Genomic DNA, 25,849 nt, shown 5'->3' on the forward strand with positions numbered 1-25,849 from the left:
GTCGGTCGACTCCCCGCAGCGTGACCGATCGACAGGCTGGCGGGAGAGGTACACGTCCGCGGTTTGCGGCGTGTCGCGGTGCCCGCCTGCGAGGACACCGCGACACGCCGCAAATCGCGCACCGATCCGGTCAGTGGCGGCGCTCGCCCACCCGGTAGGTGATCAGGTTCGGGTCGGCCCTGAGCTGCTTCTCGGTGAACTTGATCGTGTCGAAGCCCTTCCCCGAGTACAGCCGGGTCTGGTCGGCGTACCAGGGTGAGTTCGGGTTGGCCGACTGCGAGTAGGTGAGGATCTGCCGGCCCGACGGCCCGTTGCGGCCCAGTTCGACGGCCATCAGGTACGACGTGCCGTGCCGCACCTTCGGGTACCCGATACCGGGTTCCAGCACGTTGATGGTCATGTTGAACACCCCGGCCTCGGGCCACCCGCCGTGGATCGGGATCCGCTCGTCGCCGCGCGGCTCGGTCTGGATGTCGCCGAGGCGGGCGTCCAGCGGGACACCGTCCAGCGCGCGGACGGCGTCGGCGAGGGCGGTGCGCACCTTCGGGTCGTCGACGGCGAGCCGGTGCGGCGTGGTGACCGGGGCCGCCGGGTCGAACGGGTCGGCGAAGCGCATGCCGCCCTCGCGGGCGAACTCGGTGAACACGTGCGAGCCCCGGCTGTCGAGGTCGACCCGCAGGTCCCAGCCGCGCAGGGCAGCACAGGCGGCGGTCAGGTCCACCGGTGTGCCGTCGGAGGCGGCGGCGTGCGGGTTCGCCTCGCAGAGCCGGACCAGGTCGTCGCGGACCAGTTCGCCGCCGTACGCCCGGTTGCCGAGGGTGACCTGCCACAGGTTGCCGGTGGTGAAGCCGGCGCCGGGCAGCCCGTCGGTGCCGGCGACGCGCTGTGCGACCTGGTGCAGGCCCAGGCGGGTACGCAGGCTGCGCTCGGTGCGCTCGTCGCCGACGATGCGCGGGAAGCCTTCCAGCCGCTGCGCCGGGTTGGCCAGCCAGTAGCTGTCGTTGGAGTTGGTCACGTAGTCGGAGCGGACCAGGGTCGGCAGGCGCGCCGGGCCGAGGATGCCGGGCACGGCGGCGTCCGGGTCCGCGCCCAGCTCGCACGCGGACCGCGAGCCGTCGAGGACGGCCTGGCCGCTGCTGGCGTACAGGGGGCGGAACGGCGCGGGGATGCAGGTGGCGGCGAGGTCGTCGGTGACCCGGGGCACCACGGAGTGGTCGGCGTAGAGGGCCTGACCCCGGTCGTCGCTGGCGATCACGTTGACCCAGGGCAGGAACTGCCGCCGGTCCAGCGCCGCCCGCAGGTCACCCACCGACCGGGCCCGCCCCATGGCGAGCCAGCCGTCGAGCGCGCGGTTGTTCGCGGCGTTGGGGTCGCTGATCGCGTACGCCGTGTCGGCGGTCCAGTCGAAGCGGCCCGGCACCACCACGAGCGGGCCGAAGTGGGTGTCGTGGAAGGTGCGGCTGACCGGCCCGCCGGGGGTCTGCACGGTGACCGTGCGGGTGGTCATCTTCCGGGGTCGGCCGTCGTGCAGGTAGCTGGTCGGGTCACCGGGGACCAGGGTCAGCCGGTGCCAGACGAAGCGGCGGGCGGTGGAGACGGTGTGCGTCCAGGCGACCCGGCCGTTGTGGCCAATCTCGACCAGCGGGTCACCGACCAGGGCCGCACCCTCGACGTCGTACCGGCCGGGGATCTTGAGGCGCATCCGGTAGAACCGCTCGTCGCCGTCCCACGGGAAGTGCGGGTTGGCCAGCAGCATCCCGGTGCCGCCGACGGTGGTGTCCCGGCCGAGGGCGTACGCGTTGCTGCCCACCCCGGCGGGCGCGCCGTCGCGGGCGTCGACCACGGCCTTCGCCTGCGGGGCGTTCGCCGGGGTGCTGGTCCCGTCTGCGCGGGGTGGGGCGGCGGCGACGATGCCGTCGGCGAGCGCGCCGGAGCTGGCCCGGACCATCCGCGCCCAGTGCGCCCGCCACAGGTCCGTCTCGCTGATCGGGCGTACCCACGGCTTGCCGGCGCAGGCCGGATCGGTCAGCTTCGCCGCCCCGGTCCGGCGCAGGTAGGCGTTGTAGCCGGCGGCGAAGCCGCGCACCTGGTCGCGGACCTCGTTCGACGGCGAGTGCACCCCGTCGCGGGGGCCGGTGAGCAGCCGCTCGACCACCCGGCCGTCGATCGCCTTCTGGTGGAACAGGTCGCTGGTGACGTCGTCCTCGGTGCCGCCGAAGAATCGGCTGCGCTGGGCGTTCACGGTGACGACCGTCTCGGCGATCAGGCAGATGTTGTCCTCCGCCTGGGCGTACCCGACGCCGTAGCCGAGGCCCGCGAAGTTCCGGGCGGTGATGTGCGGTACGCCGTACGAGGCGCGCTGGATGAGGGCCTGGTAGCCGCCGTGGCCGGGTGCGGCGGCGGCCGGGTTCGCGGTGACGGTCAGGGCCGCGGCGAACAGGCCGAGGGCGGTGGCGGCGGCACCGAGCCGGCGCGCGGGCCGGCTCACCGGGCGGCCTCCTGCTGGTGGTTGGTCATCGGACGTCCTCCCCGTGTGTCGGTTGTCCGGTCTGGACGGACGCTAACAACGGCGGCGTCACCGGGACATCGGGGAAGTCCACTAGGTCTCCGGAGGGGTTCGTCTGGTGTCGTGGCCCTGCCGCACCGCCGTCCGGGCGGACTGCCACGTACGCAGAGCGTCCTTGATGCGCTGGTTCTCGGCGTACGCCCGGTCCCGCTCGCGGGTGCGTTCGCGCAGCTCGTGGGCGAGGCGGTGGAGCAGGGCGTCGACGTCGGCGGGCCGGTAGCCGCGCCGGCCGAGCGGGGTGCGCGGCAGGGTGACGGCGGTGAGCCGGTCCGGGGTGAGCGGGCCGGCCAGGGCGTGGCGGCTGCGGTAGACGGCCATCAGGGCACCACCGGCAGGTGCACCCGGTCGGCGGGGACACCGGCGATCGGCAGCCAGCGACGGGCGTGGGCCACCATCGCGGGCGGGCCGCACACGTACACCCGCTGGTGCGGCCGGTAGTGGTGCAGGGCGAGGGTGAGGGCGTCACCCCGCTCGACCGGCTCCGCGCCGAGGTCGTGGGAGAGGGCCGGCACCAGGGTCAGCCAGTCGTGGGCGCACTGGAGCTCATCGAGGGTGACCGCGTCGTACAGGTCGGCGAAGGTGCGGGCACCGACGATGAGGGTGACCTGCCGTTGCCCGGGTGCGGTGGTGGCGTGTTGGTGCTCGGCTGCGGTGGCGTCCTGCTGCTGCTCGTGTCCGGTGGTGGCGTGCTGCTGCCCGGGTGCGGGGGCGGCCTGCCCATACTCGGCTGCTGCGGCGGTCTGCTCGACGATGGCACGTAGCGGGGCCAGGCCGGTGCCGCCGGCGATCAGCAGCAGGTCGCCGTCGCGTAGGTGTAGGCCGGTGTCGCGGGGTGGGCCGAGGTGCAGCAGTTCGCCGGGGCGTACCTCGTGCACGAGGCTGCCGGAGACGGCGCCGACGGCGCGGACGTGCAGCTCGATGGTGCCGTCGGGGCGTGGGGTGTTGGCCGGGGAGTACCAGCGCCAGCGGCCGGGGTGCCGTGGGGTGCTGACCGGGACGGCCTGGCCGGGTCGCCAGTGCAGCCGGTGCCAGGGGCGGACGGTCAGGATGGCGATGCCGGCGCAGGGGCGGTCGTGGACGATCACCTCGGCGGGCCGCCATGGCTTGTCGTCGCCTCCGCCGGGCGCGGCAGGGACGGCGCAGCCGGTGAGCCGGGCGATCCGGTCGGCGTGCGGCAGCAGGTCGAAGTGGCTGACGGCCTGGCCGAGGACCGTCAGCAGTGCGCGCCAGCCCGCCTCGTCGTCGCCGCCTGCGGCGTGCCGGCGCAGCGCGGCGAGCAGGAGCTGCGCGTCGTGCTCCGCGAGCCGGGGGCGCAGCGCGTCGCGCAGGAGGTCGGCGTCGGTCATCCGCTGACCGCCGTGGTGACCTGGGCGATGCGGTCTTCCGGTAGGTCGAGCGCCCACAGCACGCCGGTCAGGTAGTCGACCATGCGCCGGTGCTGCGCCTCCGACAGGCCCAGGCCGGGCCACCCGTGCACCGCCGTCGGGTTGTCGAGCACCGCGGCCAGGTGCGCGGCCAGCCGCTCCAGATCAACCCCGATGAGGTACGGCGAGATTTCCGCGTCCGCGATCACCAGCCGCAGCCAGGTCCTGGCGATCTCATCCGGTGTCACGCCCATCCGCCCTGCTCCTTGTGCCGGCGCGGACAGGCGGTCGTGATGGCGTTCATGGTCGTCCCTCGGTGGCTGGGGCTGGTGGAGGGGCGCCGGGGCGGGCGGGGACGGAGGTGCGTCGTTCGGGTCGACGCAGCTCCGGAGCCCGGCACCCGCCCCGGGCCATGCGTCGACCCTGGCTGCCGGGAGGGAGTGCCGTTATGCCGCGATGATCGCGACGGTCATGCGCGCTGCGTATGCACGTGGTGACGCGCCCGGAAGGCCGTCCAGCGGCGGGCCGCCTTGAGGATCGGACCGTGGTGTGGGGCCGGCAGGGTGCGCTGCTTGCGTTCCCAGAGGCGGACGAAGGCGTCGGTGAAGGCGGTCACCGCACGCTCGGAGGCTTCGGCGCGAGCATCATCGATATGCGCGCTGCGTATACCGCTCCCCCACTCAGCGGGTTGAATGGATAGGCTCGATGAGGCGACACGGACGGGAGCCACCTGCCGATGGCGAGGTTGCCGGTGACACACGCGAACTGCCCCCGGTGCGGCGGACGCCTGGCCCGCGACAACGACAGCGGACGCTGCGCGCCCTGCCAGGCGGCCGAGCGGGACCGGATGAGCGCGCCGCCGGTGGTGCCGGCATCCTTCTGGCAGCACGAGCCGGTACGGCAGGCATTGGCGTCACGGCACCTGGGGCGGGTCATCCGGGCATACCGGTGCCATCCGTATCACGGGCGGTCGGCGTTGCCGCAGACCGTGGTGGCGGGGTGGTTGGGAATCACGCAGGCGCAGTTGAGCCGGGTGGAAAACGGGCCGCCGGTGGTGCACCTGGACCGGTTGGCTCACTGGGCGAAGGTGCTCGGGATACCGGGCGCGCAGCTGTGGTTCGCGCTTCCGGGGGCACCGCCGGCCGCCTCACCGCAGCCCACCGACACCACTCCTCCTGATCTGGATCCACCAATGGCAACTGATGAAGGCCGCCGAGCTCTGCTGGCCGGCATAGCCGCCGTCGCCGCCAGCGCCGGTCTGCTCGGAACCGTAGCGCTCCCCCGGCCCCGCCGGCTCGGCTCGGCGGACATCGCACGACTCAACGCCGTACTGGAGCTGTACCGGTCGGTGGACTACGAGTGCGGCGGTGGGCTGCTCCACCGAGAGGTCGACCGCTTCGCGCAGTCGGTGTATTCGCTGCTCGACTGGTCGCACCCGGAGGCACTGACGCCCAGGTTGGTCACCTCCGTGGCAGCAGCCCGACAACTGGCCGGGTGGACCGCCCTCGACGCGGGAATGCACGACCAGGCGCAGCGGCATTTTGCGGCGGCCGAGCAGGCTGCCCTGGCCGCCGATGACGCGCTGCTCTCGGCAAGGGTGCGCTACTGCCAAGCTCGGCAGTTGCAGCACCAGCGGCACAACCGGGACGCACTCGCCACCCTGCAGCTCGCGCGAACCCAGCTCGGCGCTTCGGCCACTCCTGCGGTATCGGCGATGCTGTGGGGTGCGGAGGCCGCGTCCCTCGCGGCCCTCGGGAAACCGAAGGAAGCGCTGACCGCACTCGGCAGGTCAACTGACGCGTTCGACCGGATCACTGGGGGCCGGGAGCCGGAATGGATGCGCTTCTACGACCGGGGTGAGCTCCTGGCACAGTACGGCCGGGTCTACCGGGATCTGGCCCGCGCCGACAGGAAGTTCGCGCCGGCGGCAGTCCGCTGGGTACAGGAAGCCATAGCAGCTTTCGGGCAGCAGAACGTCCGCAGCGCCGTCCTGAACGAGGTGGGTCTGTGCAGCGCGCTGTTTCTGGCCGGCGACCATCGGCGGGCGATATCTGTGGGGCGCCGCGTCATCCATCGGGCAGACAATCTGACCTCCAGACGGACGGTCGACCGCATTCGCAACGTCAGGCGAGACTTGGCCGCATATCGCACGGATCCCGAGGTCGCCGCCCTGTCGAACGAGCTTGCTACGTTCGGAGCCGTGCCGGCGTGAGTGGGACCGGTCGCTTCGGCGAGACTGATATGACGGCTTCGATGCGTCAGGTCGCCGACGGGCTCGGGGTCCAGACCGATGACGCGCGATTGCTCCAGCTCACGAACAATGCGGTGTTCGCGCTGCCCTCTGCGGGGATTGTGATCCGGATCGCGCGATCACACCGTCTTCAGGATCGGGTGCGAAAGGTTGTCGAGCTCGGCCGATGGTTCGAGCAGGTCGACGCGCCCACCATTCGTCTTGCACCGAACATCGCTCAGCCGATGGAGGTCGGCGACCTGCTGGCTTCGATCTGGCAGTACCTGCCGCCGATCCCACCGGCACCCGGAGTGGAAGATCTCGGCTCGGCCCTCCGCAACTTCCATTCCCTCGGTCCGCCTCCGTTCCCACTGCCGGAATGGGACCCGGTCGGCGATGCACGGCTCCGTCTGGCCGACGCGGATGGGCTCGGCGACGAGGACCGCGAGTTTCTGCTCGACTGGTGCGAGCGGTTGGATGGTCCGGTCTCGGACCTCCGGCACCGAGCGGGCACCCAAGTCATTCACGGGGATGCCCATGTGGGCAACCTCCTGCGAGAGCGCCGTGGTCGAGTGGTGCTCTGCGACTTCGACGCCACTTCCCTGGGGCCATCGGGCGTGGACCTGGCTGCGATAGCAGTCGGCGAGCGGCGCTTCGGCCGCAGCGGCTCACATGCGGCACTGGCCGCCGCGTATGGCCGCGACGTCACGGCCGACCCTGACTGGCCCCTGCTGTGTGCCGTGCGCGAGCTGAAGATGATCGCCGCCGCTGCGCCTCTTCTCGCCGGCTCGGAAGCCGTGGCGGCGGAGTTCCACCACAGGATTCGGACCGTCATTGCGGGAGAGCGGGATGCGCGTTGGACCCCCTTCGCCCGGGTCTAGGTATCAGCCAACGCGCTGCACCCACGTACCGTTCGCTCGAACAGCTCGCCCTGCCATCGGCAGCATATTGAGGTGCAGACCATGAGAGACGACGATCGCATGACCTCGCGTGGCGTCCTGGCCCTGGTCGTCTGCGCCGCCCCTCCGGTGCTGCGAGTCGGCGAATTGATCGAGCTATTGCAGGAGGACGGCTGGACGGTGTGTCTCACCGCTACGCCGACCGCTGCGACCTGGATCGACCGGGAGGCGTTGGCACGGCAGACCGGATATCCGGTGCGGGTCGAGTGGCGAATGCCCGGTGATCCGGAGCCGCACCCGCCGGCGACTGCTGTAGCGGTGGTGCCCGCGACGTTCAACGCCATCAACAAGTGGGCGCTGGGAATCAACGACACGCTCGCGCTCGGCATCCTCAACGAGGCACTTGGGGCTGACATCCCGGTGTTTGCGTTCCCCAACGTCAAGGCGCAGCTTGCCGCTCACCCCAGCTATGCACGGCACCTTCAGCTGCTTCAGGAGGCCCGCGTGGTTGTGACACCTCTGACCGCACAGCTGGACTGGCGCGTGGTCGCGGACCGTCTACGCATCGCGGGGCGTAAGCCGAGCAGGGCAGCGTCGACCGACGAGTAGCTCTTTCACGCGGTCCTCATTATCAAGCAGCTATTCGCCGATCACCGGCGGCATGCCGATCAGCGAGTGCGAGGCGTGTCAGAGATCCGACAGCCGGCCAGAACGGCGGATTCAGCAGGCTGACGCCGCAAGGAGGGGTGGCTACCTTAAGCGGGTGACGGATCTTGAGCAGGGTCTCTACGAGCACCTGATCACCCATCAGCTCGCCCGGCAGCTCCACCACCACGATGCCGCCCTTGTGCAGCAACGTGCCCTAGACCCCGCCGACTCCCATGACATCCTGTCCCGTCACCTCGCCGCCCTCATCAGCCGCGCCCTACAAGCCGTCCCCAACGGCGATGACAAGCTCCACCGCCAGGTGGACCTGGCCAACCGACTCGCCGCCACCATCGCAGACCTCAACCCAAGCGCGGCCAGCCACGACGACCAGGTGGCCGACGCCAAGCACCTCCTGTACGCCATCGCCGCCCCACCGACCCCACCGGCCCAGCCGACCTTCCCGGCACGCCCCACCGCGCCGCTCTCCACCGGCGCCCTCCTGGTCAACGGCAAGCACCAACCCCGCATCGGTCACGAGGTCACCCACGAGATGGCGTCTGCCGAGAGCGTCGACCTGCTCTGCGCCTTCATCAAGTGGCACGGCCTGCGCATCGTCGAGCCCGCCATCCGCGACCTGGTCGACCGAGGCGGCAAGCTGCGGGTTATCACCACGACGTACCTGGGCGCGACCGACCAGCGCGCCCTCGATCGGCTCGCCGAGTTGGGCGCCGACATCAAGGTCTCCTACGAAACCAGGACCACCCGCCTGCACGCCAAGGCGTGGCTGTTCCGCCGCAACAACGGCATGACCACCGCATACGTCGGCTCTAGCAACCTGTCAAAGAGCGCGCTGGTCGACGGGGTGGAGTGGAACGTCCGGATCTCGAACGTCGAGCAGCCGCACGTCATCGACACGTTCACCGCCACCTTCGAGGACTACTGGAACGATCCGGCGTTCGAGGACTACGACCCCGCCACGAACGCCGACCGGCTGAGGCAGGCACTCAGCGGAGAACGCAGCGCTGACGCACCAACGCAGATCGCGAATCTCGATGTGCGGCCGTACCCGTATCAGGCGGAGATCCTGGCCGACCTGGACGCGGAACGGCAGGTGCACGGCCGGCACCGCAACCTGGTGGTGATGGCGACCGGCACCGGCAAGACGGTGGTGGCCGCGCTGGACTACCGACGACTGCACCGCAGCGGAAGCGTCGACTCGCTGCTGTTCGTCGCCCATCAGGAGCAGATCCTCAAGCAGAGCCTCTCGACGTTCCGCCAGGTGATGGCGGACGGCAGCTTCGGGGAGATGCTGGTGGCCGGCAAGGAGCCGACCCACTGGCGGCACGTCTTCGCCTCGATCCAGTCGCTGCACCGGCGGGAGATCAACCCCGAGGCGTACGACATGGTGATCGTCGACGAGTTCCACCATGCGGAGGCACCGACGTACGCCCGGTTGCTGGAGCGGCTGCGACCGCGCGTGCTCCTCGGGCTGACGGCGACTCCCGACCGGGCGGACGGCGGCGACGTACGGCGATGGTTCGACGACCGCGCCGCAGTCGAGTTGCACCTGTGGGACGCCCTGGAACGGCAACTGCTGGCACCGTTCCAGTACTTCGGAATGCACGACGACGTTGACCTGTCTCACCTGCGGTGGAAGCGCGGCCAGGGGTACGACCCCGCGGAGCTGGACGGCCTCTACACCGGCAACAGCGCGCGAGCCCGGATGGTGCTCAAGGCGGTCCAGGACACGGTCGACGTGGGCCGAATGCGGGCGCTCGGGTTCTGCGTGAGCATCGGGCACGCCGAGTTCATGGCGGACTGGTTCCGCCGGCACGGCGTACCGTCGGCGGCGGTGACGTCGCGGGCGGACCGCGCGGCGCGGGACGGCCTGCTGCGGGACTTCAAGGCCGGCAAGCTCCGCGTGCTCTTCACGGTGGACCTGTTCAACGAGGGTGTCGACCTGCCGATGGTCGACACGATCCTGATGCTGCGGCCCACCGAGAGCGCGACGATCTTCCTTCAGCAGCTCGGCCGTGGCCTGCGTCTGGACGACGACAAGCCCTGCCTGACCGTGCTCGACTTCATCGGCGGCCAGCACGCCAACTTCCGCTTCGACCTGCGGTGGCGGGCGCTGACCGGGGTGACCCGGCGAGCGATCAAAGACGCCGTCGAGCAGGACTTCCCGATGCTGCCGAGCGGCTGCCACGTCCAGCTCGACCGGGTCGCCAAGGAGATCGTGCTCGACAACCTGCGCTCGGCGATGCCAACGTCCCGCAAGGGCCTGGTCGCGGAGCTGCGGCAGCTCGGGGACGTGAGCCTGGCCGAGTTCCTGCGGGAGACCGGCCTGGACGTCGAGGACGTGTACCGGTCGGCGGCGCTCGGCGGCTGGACCGGGCTGCGCCGGCTCGCGGGCATCGAGACCTCACTGCCCGGGCCGGATGACCGCGAGTTGGGCCGTGCCATCGGGCGGATGCTGCACCTCGACGACGTCGACCGGCTCGACCTGTTGGCCCGGGTCGCGGCGGGCGAGCAGCCGCCGCGCGGCCGACTGTGGGACATGCTGCACTTCGACCTGTGGGGACCGAACGCGGCGTTGACCTCGCGGGACGAACGGCTGGCGCGGCTGTGGAAGGAGACGGCGCGCTGCATCGAGCTGCGGCAGGTCGCTGAGGTGCTGCGGGACCGGATCCACCGGGTGACACAGCCGCTGGGGGCATTGCGGGTGCACGCTCGCTACAGCCGCAACGAGGCGTGCGCGGCGTTCGGGATGGCGAACCCGGGGTCGCTGCGGGAGGGGGTGAAGTGGCTGCCGGATGCCCAGGCGGACCTCTTCTTCGTCACCCTGGTCAAGTCCGAGCAGCACTACTCCCCCACCACCATGTACGCCGACCGGGCCATCACCGAGCGGCTGTTCCAGTGGGAGTCGCAGAGCACGACATCAGCGGCGTCGGCGACCGGACAGCGGTACGTCAACCACGAGACGCAGGGGTCGACGGTGCACCTGTTCGTGCGGGAGACGCGGATCCCGGAGCGGGACCTGGGGGCACCGGCGTACCTGTACGCCGGGAGGATGGTGTACCGAAGCCACTCGGGTGAGCGGCCCATGCGGATCATCTGGGAGTTGGAGACGCCGCTGCCAGCGGACATGTATGCCGCTGCTCGGGCGATCGCGGCCTGATCCGCAGCCGAAGTGGCGGCCAGCAATCACTGGCCGCCACTTCGAGCAGCGACTCGTACCGTTGCTCAGGACGTACGCGTGGAGGCGTCCACGACCCGCCGGCTGGCGATGGCCAACTCCTCGTCGGTGAAGAGCGGCCGGAACCGCGGCCGGATCACCAGCGCCTCCACGGTCAGGTCGACCCGCCCCCGCTCCCACAGCGCGGTGAACCCGTCGGAGACGACCGGGTGGTGCAGCAACTGCCGGGCCGTCGCCAGGCCACCCTTTTCGGTGACCATCCGCAGGAACAGGGTCGCCTGATAGTTGACCTCGTCGCGGGCTCGCTCGTAGACGCGGACCATCGCCTGGTGGAAGGCCGTCTCCAGCGCCCGCCGGTCCGCCGCCTGACCGTCCGCCTGCGCAGGGTCGGGGTCCGCCCCGGCGTAGGCGCGCTCCATCGCCCGGTCCAGCGACTCCTCAAGCGCCGCGCGGTCGGGCACTTCGCGCGGCGCCGGCGCCAGCGCCGCTGGTGCCGATGCCGGTGCGCTGGGGGCGGGCTCGCCACCACCAGAGAGCCGCAACAGCCGGGTGACGCTGCGGAACCGGGTGGCCGCCGGACTGCCTGTCGGGAAGAATTGGACCAAGCCGGTGTGCCGCCCCCGACTGTCGTCCACCGGCACGTCTCGCTTCATGGAGGCGGCGCCGATCACGGCTTTCGCCTCGTGCGGTCGTACCCAGCAGACGAGTCGTGCGCCCGACGGGTGCGCCCGTTCGACGCGGACGTTCGCCCGGTACTTGCGGGCCTCGGGTGACGCGCTGTCGTAGTAGCGGGCCCAGCCGAGCACCTTGCCTTCGTGCCGGATCGGCACGTCCCGGCAGTGCTGGTAGCTGTCCATCGCGGCCACCGCCTCGTAGGGCCGCAGCCAGGCGACGTTGCGGTAGCCGACTGGCACGGGCACGGTTCCGTCGTCGGCCGCCGCTGGCTCATCCCCCGACCGTGCGTTGGAAACCGGCGCGGCCTTTTCCTCCGGTACGGTCACCGCCGGCTGCTGGGCTGCGGCCGGACGCGGCGGTGGGGCCGCCGGGGCGGTCCTGGAGGGCCGGGTAGGGGCCGGTGTCGCGGTGGACGGCGGAGCCGATGGGGACGGCGGCACGGGCAGCGGCGCTGCCGGTGCCGGGGACTCCAGCGGTGGATTCGGCGCTACCGGCTCGGTGGAAGCAGATGTCTCAGGCTCGTCCAGGACCAGGGCGGGCACCGTCGGCTCGTGAACTTCGCCGACCAACGGGGCTGGTAGGGGCACGTCCGGCGAGCCGACGGGCGTTGGCTGACGGGCAGGCTCAACAGCTACCTGCGCGGACTCGACGACCGAGCCGTCGACGACCGGAGGAACAGCGGAGTTGGCGCCGATGCGCAGCTCCTCGATCCGCTGCCACAGCGGCTCCAGCGCCGCCTCCGGGTCCCGGCTGAACACACTCCCCCGGATCCGCACGAAGACGCAGTTGCCGACCCGCTCCAACACCGCCTGCCGGCGCATGTCGCTCTCCCACTGCTCCGGCCCGTGGTAGGCATCGCCGTCGCATTCGATGGCGAGTCGCCGGCCGTCCGGAGCGGGGAGCACGAAGTCGATCCGGTACCCGCCGATGCGGAACTGCGGCAGGGGACGGTACCCGCGGCGCAGGATGCGGCGCAGCACCTCGCGTTCGAAGTCGCTGTCGCAGCGCTTCTCCAGGTCGTCGTACGCCTCCTCGGCGGTGTTGACGTTCTGGCAGTAGGTCAGCAGCAGCCCTCGGGCGTCGTCGTCGCGCAGGTCGGCGGGCTGGACGGAGTGGAAGACCCAGAGTTGGTCGCGGGCGCGGGAGGCGGCGACGTTGACCCGTCGGTGGTGGTCGCGTTTGGTGAAGGCGGAGACGACACCGTTGTGCGGTGAGACGACCGTGGACACGAGGACGATGTCCCGTTCGTCGCCCTGGAAGGTGTACGAGTCGCCGACGCGCAGGCGGCGTCGTTCCATCTCTTCCTCGCCGATCTCCTCGCGGAGGCGGGCGAGCAGGTAGAGGGCCTGCCCGCTGGTGCTGAGCAGGCTCACCACGCCGATCGTCCGTCCCTCGTACGCGGGGTCGGCGACGATCGCGGCGACCCGCGCAACCAGTGCCTCCGCCTCGGCGACGTTGACGTTGCCGTGGGCGGGCAGGTCCTGGCGGATGCCGTCGGGGACGTGCACGGCGATCACCGGGTCACCGATGCCGGCGGGCCGGTCGGTGCGCAGCGGTTCGATCTCCCCGCCGTAGTAGGTGTCGCTGGAGAAGCCGATGATCGCCGGGACGGACCGGAAGTGCTCGGTGAGCAGGATCCGCTCGGGCGAGCGGCGGACGGCGTGGTCGTAAAGGCTGCTCTCCGGGTCGAAGTGCTCGGCCGACGGCACGTCGACCAGGTGTGAGTTGATCAGCGCGGTGACCGTGCCGACGAAGGAGAGCTGCGGGCCGATCTGCTGGTCGTCGCCGACGACCACGGCCCGCTCGGCGAGGCTGAGGATGGGCAGCGAGAACATGTCCGCCTGGGATGCCTCGTCGACGATGACCACGTCGAAGTGGGCGCCGCCGGCGAACTGCTCGATGGCCCGGTCCACCGACATGACCCAGACGGGTACGGCGTCGACGGCGGCGGTCATGGCCCGCTGGGCGTGGGCCTGCCACTGCGCGGCGTTCTTGCCCGTACCCTTTCCGATCTTGCGGAGTGCGGTGGTCCAGTCCGCCAGCGCGGCCCGACGCCGGTCGTCGAGCGCCAGCGACACCTCCAGCCAGGAGGAGGCGACGACGAGTTCCTGCGTCAGCTGTCGGATCCGTTCCCGCGTCCGGTCGATCCGGCGCCCCAGAGCGACCGGGTCGACACTGCCGACGACGGTGTCGAACCAGCTCTGCGCCTGACGCCACTGCCATCGGTGCAGGCAGTCGGCGCTGGTGCCGGCGAGGGCCGCTGCCGTGCCGTCCTCGATCTGGCCGGTCCAGCCGGGAGCGGCGGGGCGGAGCAGGTCGGTGAGCTGGGCGAAGCGCTGCGCGTCGGGGCGCAGGGCGGCGAGCCGGCGTACCTCGTCCAGGAGGCCGTCCCAGTTGGCGAGGTCCGCGTGCTGGCGGGTCTGGTCCAGCAGTCGCCACAGCTCACTGGCGTTGGCCGTGGACATGCCGGCCTGCAGCACCGCGTCGAGGTTCCGTTCGTCGGCCACGAGCTGGTCATGCGTGAACACCGTCGCGCACCGGTCGACCACGTCGAGGAGCGCCGTCAGTCGTCGTACGTCGACGGTCTGCTCCGCTCGGGGCACCAACCGGCGGACGGTGGCGAGCAGGGTGGGCCAGCGGCGGCGGTCCCAGTCCAGCGCGGTCGCCGCGTCGGCGAGCAGCCGACCTGCCCAAAGTTCCGGCTGGTCACCGAGCTCCTGCGTAAGGTTGAGCAGTTGCCGCCACTCGGTCCACCGGGTGGTCAGCTCCTGCCGCAACCGGAGGCGGTTGACGTACGCGATCACGATGTCGACGTCGTCGGTGGTGCGCAGGATCTCGCCGTCGATGCGGCAGTCGGCGGCGAGCTTGGCGAGGGTGACCTGGAAGAGGCGGTTGACGCCCTTGCCGGCGGCGAACCGTTGACGCAGTTCCCCGAGCTGGGCCAGGAGCCGACGCGGTTCGGCCAGGTGGGCCTCGGGGACGGTCACCTGGTGGCCGGCGACGATCCGGGCCGTCGCGGTCAGGTCGGTGAGCACCCGCTGGCAGGCGCCGACGTGGTCCTCCCACATGGCCCGCCAGTTCGGGTCGGCTTGCAGGAGTGCGGCGAGCCGGTCCGTCCAGGCGCCCTCACGGGCAGTGAGCACGGTGAGTGCTTCCCGCAGGTGTCCGGCGAGCTCGCCGAGTGCGGGCTGGCCGAACGCCCGTACCTCCGGCAGGACCACGCCCGCGGCGGCGAGGCGTTCCAGTTCGCCGCGGGCGGCGGCGAGTTCCCGCCGCGCGGCGAGGATGGCCGAGGCGGCCGGCAGGTCGGCCACCGTGGGCAGGTGCCGCAGCGCCTGGGCCCGGTCCTGTCGGACGGTACGCCGGGCGATGTCGAGCAGTTCGGTGAACTCCTCGACGGTCAGCGTGGCGTCGAGGTGCGGCGCGATCTCGTCGGGGATGTCGCCGTACCGGTCGGCCCGGTCCCGCAGCCAGCTACCGACATCGCTCGGCGACAGCCGGATGCCGTCGATCTCGTACTGTGCGGACTCGTTCTCCGCCATCGTGCAGAGTGCACCGAGCGCCTGGCCGAGGTCCCGTTCGGCCTCTTCGAGTTGGCGGCGCAGCCGGTCCACCCGCTGCTGCTCGCCCCGCCTGTCGAGGGTGGCACCGCGGTCGGAGAGTTCCCGGGCGGCGAGCTGCAACTGTACGAGCTGATCGGTGGAGCGACCGAGAACCGCCAGGCAGAGGGACTGGATCTCCTGCGGCAGCCCGTCGCGCAGGACGCGCAGCGGGTCCTCCTTCTGGGCGACGACCAGCACCCGCTTGCCGTGTGCCATCAGATGGCAGATCAGGTTCCGGATGGTGTGGGTCTTGCCGGTGCCGGGCGGGCCCTGCACCGCGACGTTGCGATGCTGCGCCAGCCGCCGGGCGATGGACTCCTGCGCCTCGTTGGTCGGCAGCGGCATCAGCAGCCGCTCCCCCAGCGGCTTCCACTGGGCCGGCTGGTCCTGCGGCATCTCCAGCTTGCTCGGCTCGTGAGCCAGGATGGCGGCCAGTGCCCCGATGCTGGCGGTGTCACCCTTCAACAGCCGGGCCCGCAGCTCTTCGAGGAAGCGACGCAGCATCCGCTGGCGCGGCCGGACGAACAGCACGCCGGTGTCGTGGACGTACGGCCCGCTGGGCGGGGTCGCGTCGGCGTCCCGGAGCACCGGGTCGTGTCCCAGCCGGCGCAGTGCCCGCTCGAAGAACTCGCGGCGGGTGAACTCGTCCCAGACGTCGAGGTCGAGCTGGCCGCCTGAGCCGGCCAGTGCCAGCAGTTGGCTGAGGTAACGCTCGTCGAGGCCGGTCAGCGGGTCGGTCTGCAGGCGGGCGGCACCCTGCGGCACCACCCGGACCATCGACCGGTCGGCGTCGAACTCGATGGCCACCGGGGTCACCACCAGCGGGTACTGCACCCGGTGCCCGGCGACCTCGGTCCGGATGACGCCGTGCCCCCAGACGAGTTCGTGGGTGGCGGCGTTCATGTCGACGCGGTGCTTCAGGTCGAACAGGCTGCGGTGCAGCTCCCGCACCTGCTCGGTACGTCGGGCCTGCTCGGCCCACGGCCGCCAGTCCCGCTCCCGCCACTGCTCGAAGCGCGTCCGGAGCAGGTCGACCGTCGCCTCGTCCCCGGCCAGCCGCGGCTCGGTCGCGTGAGACACCGCCCCGGTGAGGTAGGGAGCGAACTCGGCAGGTGTCGTGATCTGTCGGGACGCGGCGGGCAGGCCGACCCGCAGCCAGCTGACACCGTCGGTGGAGGCTCCCACCTCGCAGTCGGTGTGGGCCGGCAGGTCCTGCTGCCAGAACGCGTCCGCCGAGGGCACCGTCCGGGCCGGCTTCTCCATCTGGGCACGCACGGCCATCAGGTACTCGACCAGTGCGGTGGCCCGGTCGAGGATCAGGGCGGGCGATTCGATGGAGGACGTAGAGCGGGAGAGCATGCAACACCTTTGGTGGCTGGGAGTGTGCAGGTCGAGAAAGCGGAACGCCGAGACAGCTCAGGCGCTCGGGCCCCGACCTGATGCCAGGCAGAGCGACGGACCTCCGCGCACGGCCCGCCTGCGGACAGCGGCCCGAGGATTCCCACCTATTCGCGGTTCAGCTCGTTCAGCCACCCGCACATGCCTTGACCTGGCGCACATCCGACCCACCTCCCCACTGGCGGTCCCCGCACCCTACCTGCGCCGGTCCTGCCGACGGGACCCCTGAGTCGGCAATACTTCACGACACCGGAGAGCACGGTCAGCCCCACTACGGTAGGGAGCTCTGCCATGAAGGCTGACGTCACCGCCCGGGATCGCCCCGGACGTACTGACAGCCGCCGGCCTCGCCCCGGACTAATTCCTCCAAGCGCCGAGGGTCGCGCCGCTACCGGCCGGCAAGCACATCGCCTGGCACCGCCGTGAGGTGTTCAAGGGCCAGCCCCTGGCCGCCTGAATCGGCTGCCCGACTCCGGACCGGCATCCGGGACACCACAGTGGATGCACACTCGGTGAGGATCCCGGCGACTACCGTTACCGGGCGGACCGGATGGGAGTGTGAGGGTGCTGCGGATCAACGTGCTCGGGCCGGTGCAGGTGGAGCGCGACGACCGACCCGTACGCCTCGGCCCGAAGCAGGTCGAACTCCTGGCCATCCTCCTCGTCGAGCCGGGCGCGGCGATCCCCGCGACCCGGATCGTCGACCTGATGTGGGGCGACGAGCGCTCGCCCGGGGCGCGGGCCACCCTCCGCAGCCACGTCTCCCACCTGCGCCAGGCGCTGGGAGCGGAGCGGGCGCTGATTACCGTGGGGACCGCGTACCGGCTCGATGTCCCGCCGGATGCCGTCGACGCGTACCGCTTCGAGCGCTGGTGTGCCGACGGCCGCCGGCTGGTCGCGGCGGGCGAGCCGGACCTGGCCGAGCGGGGTGCGGCCCTGCTGGCGGACGCACTGGCGTTGTGGCGCGGCCCGGCCTTCGCCGACGTGGCGGACCGGCCGTTCGTGCTGCCGACGGTGGCCCGGCTCGACGCGGCCCGGCGGGCGGCGCGGCGCGACCACGCGGCGGCGCTGTCCGCGCTGGGCCGGCACGCCGAGGCGGTCGCGCAGCTTGCCGGCGCGGTCGTGGACGACCCCTACGACGAGGGGGTACGCCGGATGCTCGCCGTGGCCCTCTACGCCGAGCGGCGGGTGGACGAGGCGGCCGAGGTGTGCCGGGACGGGCTGGTGCTGCTGCGGGAGCGGGGTCTCGACGCGCCGGAGCTGGAGGAGTTGCAGCGGGACATCCTGCACCGGCGGTTGCCGTCGCCGCGCCGGTCGGCGGATTCCGCGAAACCGGTCCGGCCCTGCCTGCTGCCGCCGGACCCGCCGCAGTTCGTGGGCCGCGCCGCAGAGCTGCGAGCGGCCCGCCGGCTGCTGGCCGACGGTACGGCGACGGTGCTGGTCAGCGGGGCTGCCGGGGTCGGCAAGACCCTCTTCGCCACCAGGTTGGCGCACACGGTGCGCGACGACTTCCCGCACGGGCAGCTCTACGTCACCATGCGTGGGTTCGACCCGACGGGCGTGCCGATGACGGCGGGTGAGGCGGTGCGGGGCTTCCTCGACGCGCTCGGGGTGCCGCCGGAGCGGGTGCCGGCGACCCTCGACGCGCAGGTGGGGCTCTACCGGAGCCTGCTCGCCGACCGGCGGGTGCTGGTGGTGCTGGACAACGTCCGTGACGCCGAGCAGGCCCGCCCGCTGTTGCCGGGCGCGCCCGGTTGCGCCACGGTGGTGGTGAGCCGCAACCAGCTTCCCGGCCTGGTGGTCGCCGAGGGCGCTCGTCCGTTGCGGCTCGACCTGCTCGACGAGGGCGAGTCCCGGGATCTGATCGCCCGGCGGGTGGGGGCCGCGCGGCTGGCCGGCGAGCCGGCGGCGGTGGCGCGCATCGTCGAGTCCTGCGGCCGGCTGCCGCTGGCGCTGGCGATCGTGGCCGCCAGGGCGGCCACCCACCCGGAGTTCACCCTCGACGCGCTGGCCGGGGAGCTGCGTGGACTGGACGGGTTCGCCGGGGGCGACGGCAGCGCCGACGTCCGGGCGGTCTTCTCCTGGTCGTACCGGAGTCTCGGCCCGCCGGCGGCCCGGTTGTTCCGGTTGCTGGCCGCGCACCCCGGCCCGGACCTCACCGTCGCCGCCGCGGCCGCTCTCGCCGGCACGCCGGCCGATCAGGTACGCCCGGCGCTGCGCGACCTCGCGGCGGCGCACCTGGTCGTCGAGCACACCCCCGGCCGGTACGCGCTGCACGACCTGCTCCGGGCGTACGCCGACGAGTTGGGGCGCGACGACGGTGAGCGGCCCGCAGCGGTACGGCGCGTGCTGGACCACTACCTGCACACGGCGCTCGCCGCCGACGCCCTGCTCTGGCCGCACCGCGACCCACTGTCAGCGCCGCCCCCCGCCGAGGGCGTGACGCCGCAGGTGTTCGCGGACCGGGACGACGCGCTGGCCTGGTTCACCGCCGAGCACGCGGTGCTGCTGGCCGGGCTGGAGCAGGCGGCACGTGCCGGCCTGGACGGGCACGGCTGGCGGCTGGCCTGGGCGGTCACCAACTTCCTCGCCCGTCGCGGTCACTGGTCGGACTGGGTACGCGCCGGGCTGGCCGGGGTGGCCGCCGCCGCGCGAAACGGTGACCGGGCCGCCGAGGCGGAGGCGCACCGGATCGTGGGCGGCGCGTACGTGCGGCTGCGGGAGTTCGACGAGGCGCGGGGGCACTACCGGCAGGCCCTCGACCTGTTCGCGGGCCTCGGCGACCCGGTCGGCGAGGGGTTCACCTGCCGCAGCCTCGGCTGGCTCTGCGAGCAGGAGGGTGACGTCGGCGCGGCGCTGCGCCACGACCAGCGGGCGCTGGAGCTGTTCCGGCGGGCCGGCCACGAGCGGGGCGAGGCGAACACGCTGAACTCGGTGGGCTGGTGTCACGCCCTGCTCGGCGACCACGAACAGGCCATCATCCACTGTCGCCGCTCGCTGGCGCTGCTGGAACGCCTCGGTGACCCGGTCGGCATGGCCGGCGCCTGGGACAGCCTCGGGTACGCCTACCGCCACCTCGACCTCCGTGCGGCGATCGCCTGCTACCGCCAGGCCCTGACGCTGTACCGGCAGCTCGGGGACCGACTCAACGAGGGGCTCACGCTGCGGCACCTGGGTGAGACCGAGCACGCCGTCGGTGACGTCGACGCCGCCCGGCGGTCCTGGCGGCAGGCGCTCGACATCCTCACCGAGGTCGAACACCCGGACGCGGAGCGGGTCCGGGCGCTGTTGGACACCGCCGCCTGACGCGGCCCCGGTCGACGGCGCACCCGCCCCCTCTTCACCGGGTGCGACGCCGACCGGGAACGCTTCTGCGGCGGTGCCGGGGCCGGCCCTGCTCGGGTCGGCCCCGGCCCCGGCACTGCCGGTAGTCAGTCGGTGGACTCGTCGGCGATGTCACCCGAGGCGGGGATGTTGGGGTCCTTGCTCGGGTCGTAGACGCGGCAGGTGCTGTGGTGCGAGTCGAACCGCTGCTGGAACGGCTTGGCGAGCGGGTGGTTGCGCAACGCCAGGATGTTCTCGTCGTTCTGGCGCAGCGCCCGGTAGGTCAGGTTGTGGCTGCCCAGGTAGAGCGTCGATGTGCCCGCCTGGCGGATGATGATGAACTTCTCGTGCATCGGGATGCCACCGGCCTCGGTGTAGCCGCAGAGGTGCACGGGCATGGCCTTGGCGAGGGTCACCAGCGCCGCCATGGGTGCGCCCACATCGTGCGGCCTGCCGGTCCTGGCGCCGGTGACGACCCGGACCTGGCAGCCGCGCTTGCGGGCGGCGATCAGTTCGTTCACCACCGCGCGGCGCTGGATCCGGAAGTTCGCCAGGTCGATCCTGGTGCTGCCGGAGCAGGTCAGCCCCTTGAGGATGCTCACGATCGGGTCGTTGCTGCCACTTCTGGGCTTGGTCCCGGCGGCCTCGCGGCGCGGGAAGGTGTAGAGGCGGTGGCCACCGGCCGTGTAGGTACGCCCGGCGTTGGCGTCACTCGCCCCGGACCGGCCCTGGGCCATCAGGGCGTTGAAGTAGTGCAGGTAGTCGGCGTACAGGCCGGCGTGGCTGATGGTGATGGCGTTCTCGTACGCGCGGTAGTGGTCGAGGTTGGCCGAGGAGACGTAGAGGACGTTCTTCGCCGTCCCGCCGCCGGCCAGCCGGACGCTGGAGATGGTCATGAACTTGTTGTGCAGCAGCGGCGGGTTGTGCAGCGGCGATGCTTCGGTGCGGCGGGTCATGCAGCCTCGGGTCGACTGCTTGTCGGGACGCCGGGTGCCGCACTCCACGACGGTGATGCCCGAGGTGGCCTTGAGCGCCTTGTAGTAGGCGTCTCCGTCCCAGACCTGGCTGCCGTTGATGACGATCCGCACCTTCACGCCTCGGGCGGCGGCGCCCTTGAGGGCGTCGAGGACCTCCTGCCGGTTGAAGAAGTAGAGGGTGAGCGAGAGCGTCGCCCCGGCCGGCGCCGCGTTGATCAGCCGGGCCACGTGGGCACCGACCCCTGCGTGCATGTCCCCCGCCTCCGCCTTGCTGTTGAACCAGGCGTAGTTGCGCACCTCCGACGCGGCGATCGGGACCACCGCAGATGCGGGAGGGGCGGCCGTCACGGCCGGCGGGGCCGGCGCGGTGTGGGTATGCGCCGCGACCGGGGTGACAGGCAGGGTGACCGCCGTCAGCACGGCGGTCACCAGGGCGAGGCTGCGCAGGTGGGGCTTTCTGGTCAGGGACGATGTCGGGTGCACGGTGATCAGTCCTTCCCCGTTCTCCTCCAGGCACGGCGGTGCGCCGCTGCCGGGCCACCCTGGCCGCTCTGACCGGCCGGGATCGACTGTTGTCGACTATCCCGGTGGCCTGTGGAAACTCGGTGGAAGGAACGTGGACGCCGGCCGGCGCCGCCGGTCAGGTGGCGGAATGACCGGTCACCGACGACCTCGACCGGTTCACCGTCGCGCGCTGCGCGCCGGGGAGCGGGTCCCGCGCTGGACCGGCACCGGCGGGGTCAGCAGTTCCCGGGGAATGTCCGGGGCGCAGTAGCAGAGCGCGCTGCTCGCCGCCGCACGGCGGACCGCCAGCGGACGGTGGGCCGCCACCGTCAGCCCGGCGAGCGCCACGGTGACCACGCCGAACCCGACCGCCAGCACCGGCGACGCGTCCGGGTCACCGTCGGCCAGCATCACCACCGCCATCGAGGTCACCGACACCGCCAGGCAGGTCAGCCAGACCAGCAACGGGTACGCCACCCGCTGCGCCCAGCCGGCCCGCCGCAGCACGCCGACGCCGACGGCCACGGCGGCCGGGACGACGATGCCGAGGTCCATCAGTTTGACCATCCAGAACGGGGTGGGGCTGGAGGCGTACTCGGTCATGGCGGCCGGGTCCGACCAGGCGGTCAGCATGGACGGCAGGTGCAGCCCGAACGTCAGGAACCCGGCCGCCACGAGCAGGGTCGTCCCGGTGGCCCGCCGCAGCCGCGTCGACGGCGCGGGCAGGGACGACGGCAGCGCCCGCCAGGCCAGCACGAGCACCGCCTCGGCGAGCAGGAACACGGCGAGCAGCAGCGGGAAGAACCGTTCCACGGTGCCGGGCAGCCGCAGGTACTCCTGCCCGATGATCACCTGGGCGTACGTGTAGAGGGCGTACCCGGCGACGCCGGTGGCCAGCGGCGGCGCGACCGGGTGCCGGCGGTACGCGAGCACGGCGGCGGCCAGGGCCAGCGGCACCATCACGAACAGCGCCGCGGCGTCGCTGCCGAGGAGTTGGTGCAGGGTGGTCGGTGAGGTGCGGTAGCGCATCAGGTCGAGCCCGAGCGGGCCGACCAGCGAGGCGGTCGCCATCGCCAGGGCGAGGGCGGTGAGCGCGATACTGAGCGGCCGGCACCGGTCGACGGCCCGTGCTGCCGGGTGGGTGGTGAGCTGCGTGGCCATGATGCCTCCCGACCCTGCTGCCGGCGGGCGTGGCGCCGGTCCTGTCTCCCTCCAGCCTGCGCGGCGTCACGGGGATGCGGCAGGGGGCGAGGTCACCACGGGGCGGGACCTTCGGTCCTGGTAGAGGCGGTGCCGGCGACAAGCGGCCGGAAAAGTCGTAGGCCGGTCCTAACCTGGCCGGGACCCGCCACGCGAAGGAGACACGACGTGCTCGACCATCTGGGGATCCAGTCCCGCGACATCCCCGCCAGCAGCGCCTTCTACGACACCGTCCTGGCCACGCTGGGCGCTCGCCGGATGATGGAGTTCGGCGACGTGATCGGCTACGGCGTCGAGCACCCCGACTTCTGGATCAGCCCCGCGACCTCCCCCGGGAACGGGTACGAGACGCACGTCGCGTTCACCGCCCCGAGCCGCGCGGCCGTGCAGGCGTTCCACGACGCGGCGGTCGGGGCCGGCGCGGAGGTGCTGCACGCGCCGCGGGTCTGGCCGGAGTACCACCCGACCTACTTCGGCGCGTTCGTCCGCGACCCGGACGGCAACAACGTCGAGGCGGTCTGCCACGCCCCGGAGTGAGTAAACAGTTGTGAAGTGCCAGGCCGGGCCAGCGTCATGGCGTCAATCATCGAGCTCGACCTCCCTGCACCAAAGGGAGGCCGAGCTCGATGTAGCGCTCGGGCTTACAAAGGCGTCTCAGACTCCGGCGCCCAGGAGGGGCTCCATGCCCGACAACGCGCTATCGACATCGGCGACAGGAAGGCCAATGCTCGCCATGACCCTCTTCGCCGCCAGGCGTCCCGGCGCCCGAGTGGTGCTGATCTTGTCACCGGAAATGATCGTGCCCTGCCAAATCTCCGCGTCGCGACGCCAGTCGACCTTGGTGGCAAGGTCGACGTAGCGATCGGTCCGCCAGGTGAGGTCCGGGTTCTTTTCGATCTCGTATGCCACATGACCGATGATCACCAGCCCGGTAGCAGTCATGTTGATGTACTGCTTGCGGTAATCGACCACCTGGTTGGCAGGGCCGCCCGAGGTGGGGAGCTGTGCAATCGCCCGCCACGGGGTCATGTGCTCGGTAAGGATCTGCATCATCGAGAGAGTCCGCTCAACGAAGGCGTCCTGCCTCTCGGTGGAACCAATCACTTGGTTGCTCCGAGCGGGGATGCTGGACTCGCTCAGCGCGTAGTCATGGAACAGCAGTTCCTTGACCATGCCGCGAACCTGGTTGAGCAAGAAGATAGCCGGGGAATTCTTTGACAAACTCTTGGAGGTCTCGTCGATGCGCCCGTGGAACAACCTTGACCCGTCCACGATCTTAGTCAACACACGGTTCAACGGCTCTCGAGTATTGAAGGCAGCCAGGAGGCTGGCCGGAATCTGCTTGGTCTGCGCCGCGTCGGCGAAGTCCTGGTGAATCCGAGCAAGGTCGGGTTCAACGACGATCACGACGGAGACGCTGTCACTCATGAACGTCGAGTCAGGGTCCGTCAGCGATTCGCTCGCCTTCATGATGGCGGCGAGCCTGTGCTGCCCGTCAGTCACTGAAAACTTGGTTTCGTCACCGATCACGACGAACCCGACCGTCATCGCGAAGTTGCCGCGAGGGATGTGAATCGCGGGCACCGAGCGAACGTTCAGGGTCAACGGCGGAAGGATGTAGTTGCGCTCGTTCTCAGCAAGATACTTGCTGATGGCGCGCACGTGCGCGGTATCCATAGGCCGGTTGGTCGCCATGCGCGGATTCCCGCCCTTGGTCGCAGGCTCAGCAACGACGTGCTTGACGAGGAACGCGTTCGAGAAGGCGGTGGTGAGCATGAGACGTCCACCCTGCTGGAAAACCACACAGGTGAAGGATCGCCCGCCCGAGGCCGAGGCGGCCTCGCTCGCGGCTTGCTGAGCAGCAGTGAGGGAGTCGTGCTGGGTTAGGCCCAGCTCAGAGAAGAACATCGACGACATACTCCGTCCTCTGTGGATGCAGAGACAAAAGTACTTTGTAGAACGTACTACGTCAACAAGTCCACGTAGTACGTTCGATCATCGACGTACTCCGCCCGTAGTCTGACAACAACCGAGGGTCCGAGGGCCCGAGCGCCTATGACCGGTGCGCGTCTTGGCTCGCACTGAGCAAGGGCGTGGCCTCCGCCAGGCATCGGGGTACGTCATCGGCGTGGTAGATCCGTTCGCTCGGTTCGATGCCAGCGAGGAACATCGCGTACACGGCCGCCATCCGCAGCGCCGCCACCGGCCGCAGCAGCTCCACCGCCCGCTCCGGGTCGCACCCGGGCACGCTGTCCCGCCACCGCGCACACCACGCCGCCAGCAGCGGGGCGGACGAGGACGCGGGCAGTCCTTCGGTCAGCCGGAGGATGTCGAACGCCGGGTGCCCGACGAACGCGTCCCCCCAGTCGATGACCACTCGCCGTACACCGTCACCGCGCACGTTGCCGGGGTGCAGGTCGCCGTGGACCAGCGTGTCCGGCAGGCCGCACTCCGCCACCTGGGCCAGCCGCTCCTCCAGCCCGTCGAGCGGGTCGGTGGTGGGCAGCGCCGACGGTGGGATCGTCGCGCGGATCCACCGGGCGAGCGCCGGCCCGCGCAGGTCCGGCACCCCGTCCGCGACCAGGTCGTCGACGAGGCGGAGCGCGCGTACCTGGAGGTCGTGCTGGTCGGCGGCGATGGCCGCGCGTTCGGCGGGGTCGGCGGCGTAGCGATCCTCACCCGGCACGTGGTCGAGCAGCATCCGGCCGTCGCCGTCGTCGGCCAGCAGGACGGGTACCCGCCCGGGCGCGACCGCACCGAGCCGGCGCAGCACCGCCGCCTCGTGCCGGAAGAAGCCGGGCACCTGCTTGAGCCAGGCCGTCGCGTGCGGGGAGTCGAGTCGCCAGATCGCCGACAGGTTCCAGGTGCGCCGCTGCGTCACCTCGGTGGCGGGCCGGTCGAGGCGGTCGAGCGCCGCCCGCGCCCAGGCGATGCTGGCGGCCGGGCCGCCGGGCTCGGCGTACGGGGCGCGCAGCGGATGCGGCGCCAGATCCACCGTCACCGGACGTAGCGGTACGGCGGGCGGCTCGGCGACCTCGGCCAGGTAGCGGACCGTGCCGCCGACGCCCGGTCGGTCACCGTGTCCGTCCAGCAGTCGCAGCACGGTCACCTCGACGGGCGCGCCCTGCACCACCGGATCGACCTCCTGCCACCAGGGCGACTCGACCCGGTACTCCGGTAGCGCCCCGAGGGGGCGGCCGGTGGGGTCGACCAGGACGAGGGTCACGGTGCGGGTCACGCCCGCCGACGGTAGTGCCACCGGCGTG

The 25,849-nt window shown here is 71.4% G+C and carries 16 protein-coding genes and 1 pseudogene; 7 read left to right on the forward strand and 10 right to left on the reverse strand.

Translation table 11 applies throughout. From position 1 onward, the window contains the following. Nucleotides 1–130: 130 nt before the first annotated feature. From ACPFP2_RS04240 to ACPFP2_RS04260, 5 genes are all read right to left on the reverse strand, one after another. Nucleotides 131–2,488 carry an acylase gene (locus ACPFP2_RS04240; RefSeq protein ID WP_424086264.1) on the reverse strand — a complete coding sequence of 786 codons (2,358 nt, stop codon included), beginning with the start codon at nucleotides 2,486–2,488 and terminating at the stop codon, nucleotides 131–133. A 111-nt stretch (nucleotides 2,489–2,599) separates the two neighbouring features. Continuing rightward, entirely contained in the window at nucleotides 2,600–2,884 is a 285-nt protein-coding gene (locus ACPFP2_RS04245; protein ID WP_424086266.1) for a DivIVA domain-containing protein, read from the reverse strand. Next, entirely contained in the window at nucleotides 2,884–3,912 is a 1,029-nt protein-coding gene (locus ACPFP2_RS04250) for an FAD-binding oxidoreductase (protein ID WP_424086268.1), read from the reverse strand. The genes ACPFP2_RS04245 and ACPFP2_RS04250 overlap by 1 nt, the downstream gene beginning before the upstream one ends. Further along, entirely contained in the window at nucleotides 3,909–4,184 is a 276-nt protein-coding gene (locus tag ACPFP2_RS04255) for a hypothetical protein (protein ID WP_424086270.1), read from the reverse strand. Before ACPFP2_RS04255 ends, ACPFP2_RS04250 begins: the two co-directional genes overlap by 4 nt. Nucleotides 4,185–4,399: 215 nt before the next feature. Continuing rightward, on the reverse strand, nucleotides 4,400–4,546 hold the full coding sequence (locus ACPFP2_RS04260; protein WP_424086272.1) for a hypothetical protein: 147 nt from the start codon (nucleotides 4,544–4,546) through the stop codon (nucleotides 4,400–4,402). A gap of 120 nt (nucleotides 4,547–4,666) precedes the next feature. Between ACPFP2_RS04260 and ACPFP2_RS04265 the strand changes: the two genes are divergently transcribed. The 4 genes from ACPFP2_RS04265 to ACPFP2_RS04280 all read left to right on the forward strand — a co-directional run bounded on the left by ACPFP2_RS04265 (nucleotide 4,667) and on the right by ACPFP2_RS04280 (nucleotide 10,885). After that, nucleotides 4,667–6,142: a helix-turn-helix domain-containing protein gene (locus tag ACPFP2_RS04265; protein WP_424086274.1), complete on the forward strand. Its 1,476-nt coding sequence runs from the start codon at nucleotides 4,667–4,669 to the stop codon at nucleotides 6,140–6,142. A 41-nt stretch (nucleotides 6,143–6,183) separates the two neighbouring features. Continuing rightward, entirely contained in the window at nucleotides 6,184–7,041 is an 858-nt protein-coding gene (locus ACPFP2_RS04270; RefSeq protein ID WP_424086276.1) for an aminoglycoside phosphotransferase family protein, read from the forward strand. Between the two features lie 81 nt (nucleotides 7,042–7,122). Beyond that, nucleotides 7,123–7,668 carry a flavoprotein gene (locus tag ACPFP2_RS04275; RefSeq protein ID WP_424086278.1) on the forward strand — a complete coding sequence of 182 codons (546 nt, stop codon included), beginning with the start codon at nucleotides 7,123–7,125 and terminating at the stop codon, nucleotides 7,666–7,668. Between the two features lie 154 nt (nucleotides 7,669–7,822). Next, nucleotides 7,823–10,885: a DUF3427 domain-containing protein gene (locus tag ACPFP2_RS04280; protein ID WP_424086280.1), complete on the forward strand. Its 3,063-nt coding sequence runs from the start codon at nucleotides 7,823–7,825 to the stop codon at nucleotides 10,883–10,885. 65 nt (nucleotides 10,886–10,950) lie between these two features. Here the strand turns inward: ACPFP2_RS04280 and ACPFP2_RS04285 are convergent, their stop codons facing one another. Next, nucleotides 10,951–16,539 (reverse strand): AAA domain-containing protein, encoded by a 5,589-nt coding sequence (locus ACPFP2_RS04285; protein ID WP_424086282.1) that lies wholly within the window; start codon nucleotides 16,537–16,539, stop codon nucleotides 10,951–10,953. A gap of 346 nt (nucleotides 16,540–16,885) precedes the next feature. Between ACPFP2_RS04285 and ACPFP2_RS04290 the strand changes: the two are divergent. Both ACPFP2_RS04290 and ACPFP2_RS04295 read left to right on the forward strand, forming a co-directional pair. After that, a pseudogene (locus ACPFP2_RS04290) lies at nucleotides 16,886–16,993 on the forward strand (phosphorothioated DNA-binding restriction endonuclease); the annotation flags it as partial. A 149-nt stretch (nucleotides 16,994–17,142) separates the two neighbouring features. After that, on the forward strand, nucleotides 17,143–19,884 hold the full coding sequence (locus ACPFP2_RS04295) for a BTAD domain-containing putative transcriptional regulator (protein ID WP_424086284.1): 2,742 nt from the start codon (nucleotides 17,143–17,145) through the stop codon (nucleotides 19,882–19,884). A gap of 125 nt (nucleotides 19,885–20,009) precedes the next feature. Here the strand turns inward: ACPFP2_RS04295 and ACPFP2_RS04300 are convergent, their stop codons facing one another. Both ACPFP2_RS04300 and ACPFP2_RS04305 read right to left on the reverse strand, forming a co-directional pair. Next, nucleotides 20,010–21,308, reverse strand: coding sequence for a phospholipase D-like domain-containing protein (locus ACPFP2_RS04300; RefSeq protein WP_424086286.1), 1,299 nt, complete (start codon nucleotides 21,306–21,308; stop codon nucleotides 20,010–20,012). A gap of 252 nt (nucleotides 21,309–21,560) precedes the next feature. Beyond that, a complete protein-coding gene (locus ACPFP2_RS04305) occupies nucleotides 21,561–22,544 on the reverse strand; it encodes a hypothetical protein (RefSeq protein ID WP_424086288.1) in 984 nt (327 codons plus the stop codon). 207 nt (nucleotides 22,545–22,751) lie between these two features. Here ACPFP2_RS04305 and ACPFP2_RS04310 point away from each other — a divergent pair, with 207 nt between their 5' ends. Beyond that, nucleotides 22,752–23,120 carry a VOC family protein gene (locus tag ACPFP2_RS04310; RefSeq protein WP_424086289.1) on the forward strand — a complete coding sequence of 123 codons (369 nt, stop codon included), beginning with the start codon at nucleotides 22,752–22,754 and terminating at the stop codon, nucleotides 23,118–23,120. A gap of 117 nt (nucleotides 23,121–23,237) precedes the next feature. Here ACPFP2_RS04310 and ACPFP2_RS04315 read toward each other — a convergent pair whose 3' ends face one another. Both ACPFP2_RS04315 and ACPFP2_RS04320 read right to left on the reverse strand, forming a co-directional pair. Continuing rightward, complete coding sequence (locus ACPFP2_RS04315; RefSeq protein ID WP_424086290.1) at nucleotides 23,238–24,500, reverse strand: DNA sulfur modification protein DndB; 1,263 nt, start codon at nucleotides 24,498–24,500, stop codon at nucleotides 23,238–23,240. A 136-nt stretch (nucleotides 24,501–24,636) separates the two neighbouring features. Then, nucleotides 24,637–25,821, reverse strand: coding sequence for a phosphotransferase family protein (locus tag ACPFP2_RS04320; RefSeq protein WP_424086292.1), 1,185 nt, complete (start codon nucleotides 25,819–25,821; stop codon nucleotides 24,637–24,639). Between the last annotated feature and the right edge of the window lie 28 nt (nucleotides 25,822–25,849).

The sequence above is a fragment of the Micromonospora citrea genome, assembly GCF_049629545.1.
GTDB classification, from domain to species: domain Bacteria; phylum Actinomycetota; class Actinomycetes; order Mycobacteriales; family Micromonosporaceae; genus Micromonospora; species Micromonospora citrea_A.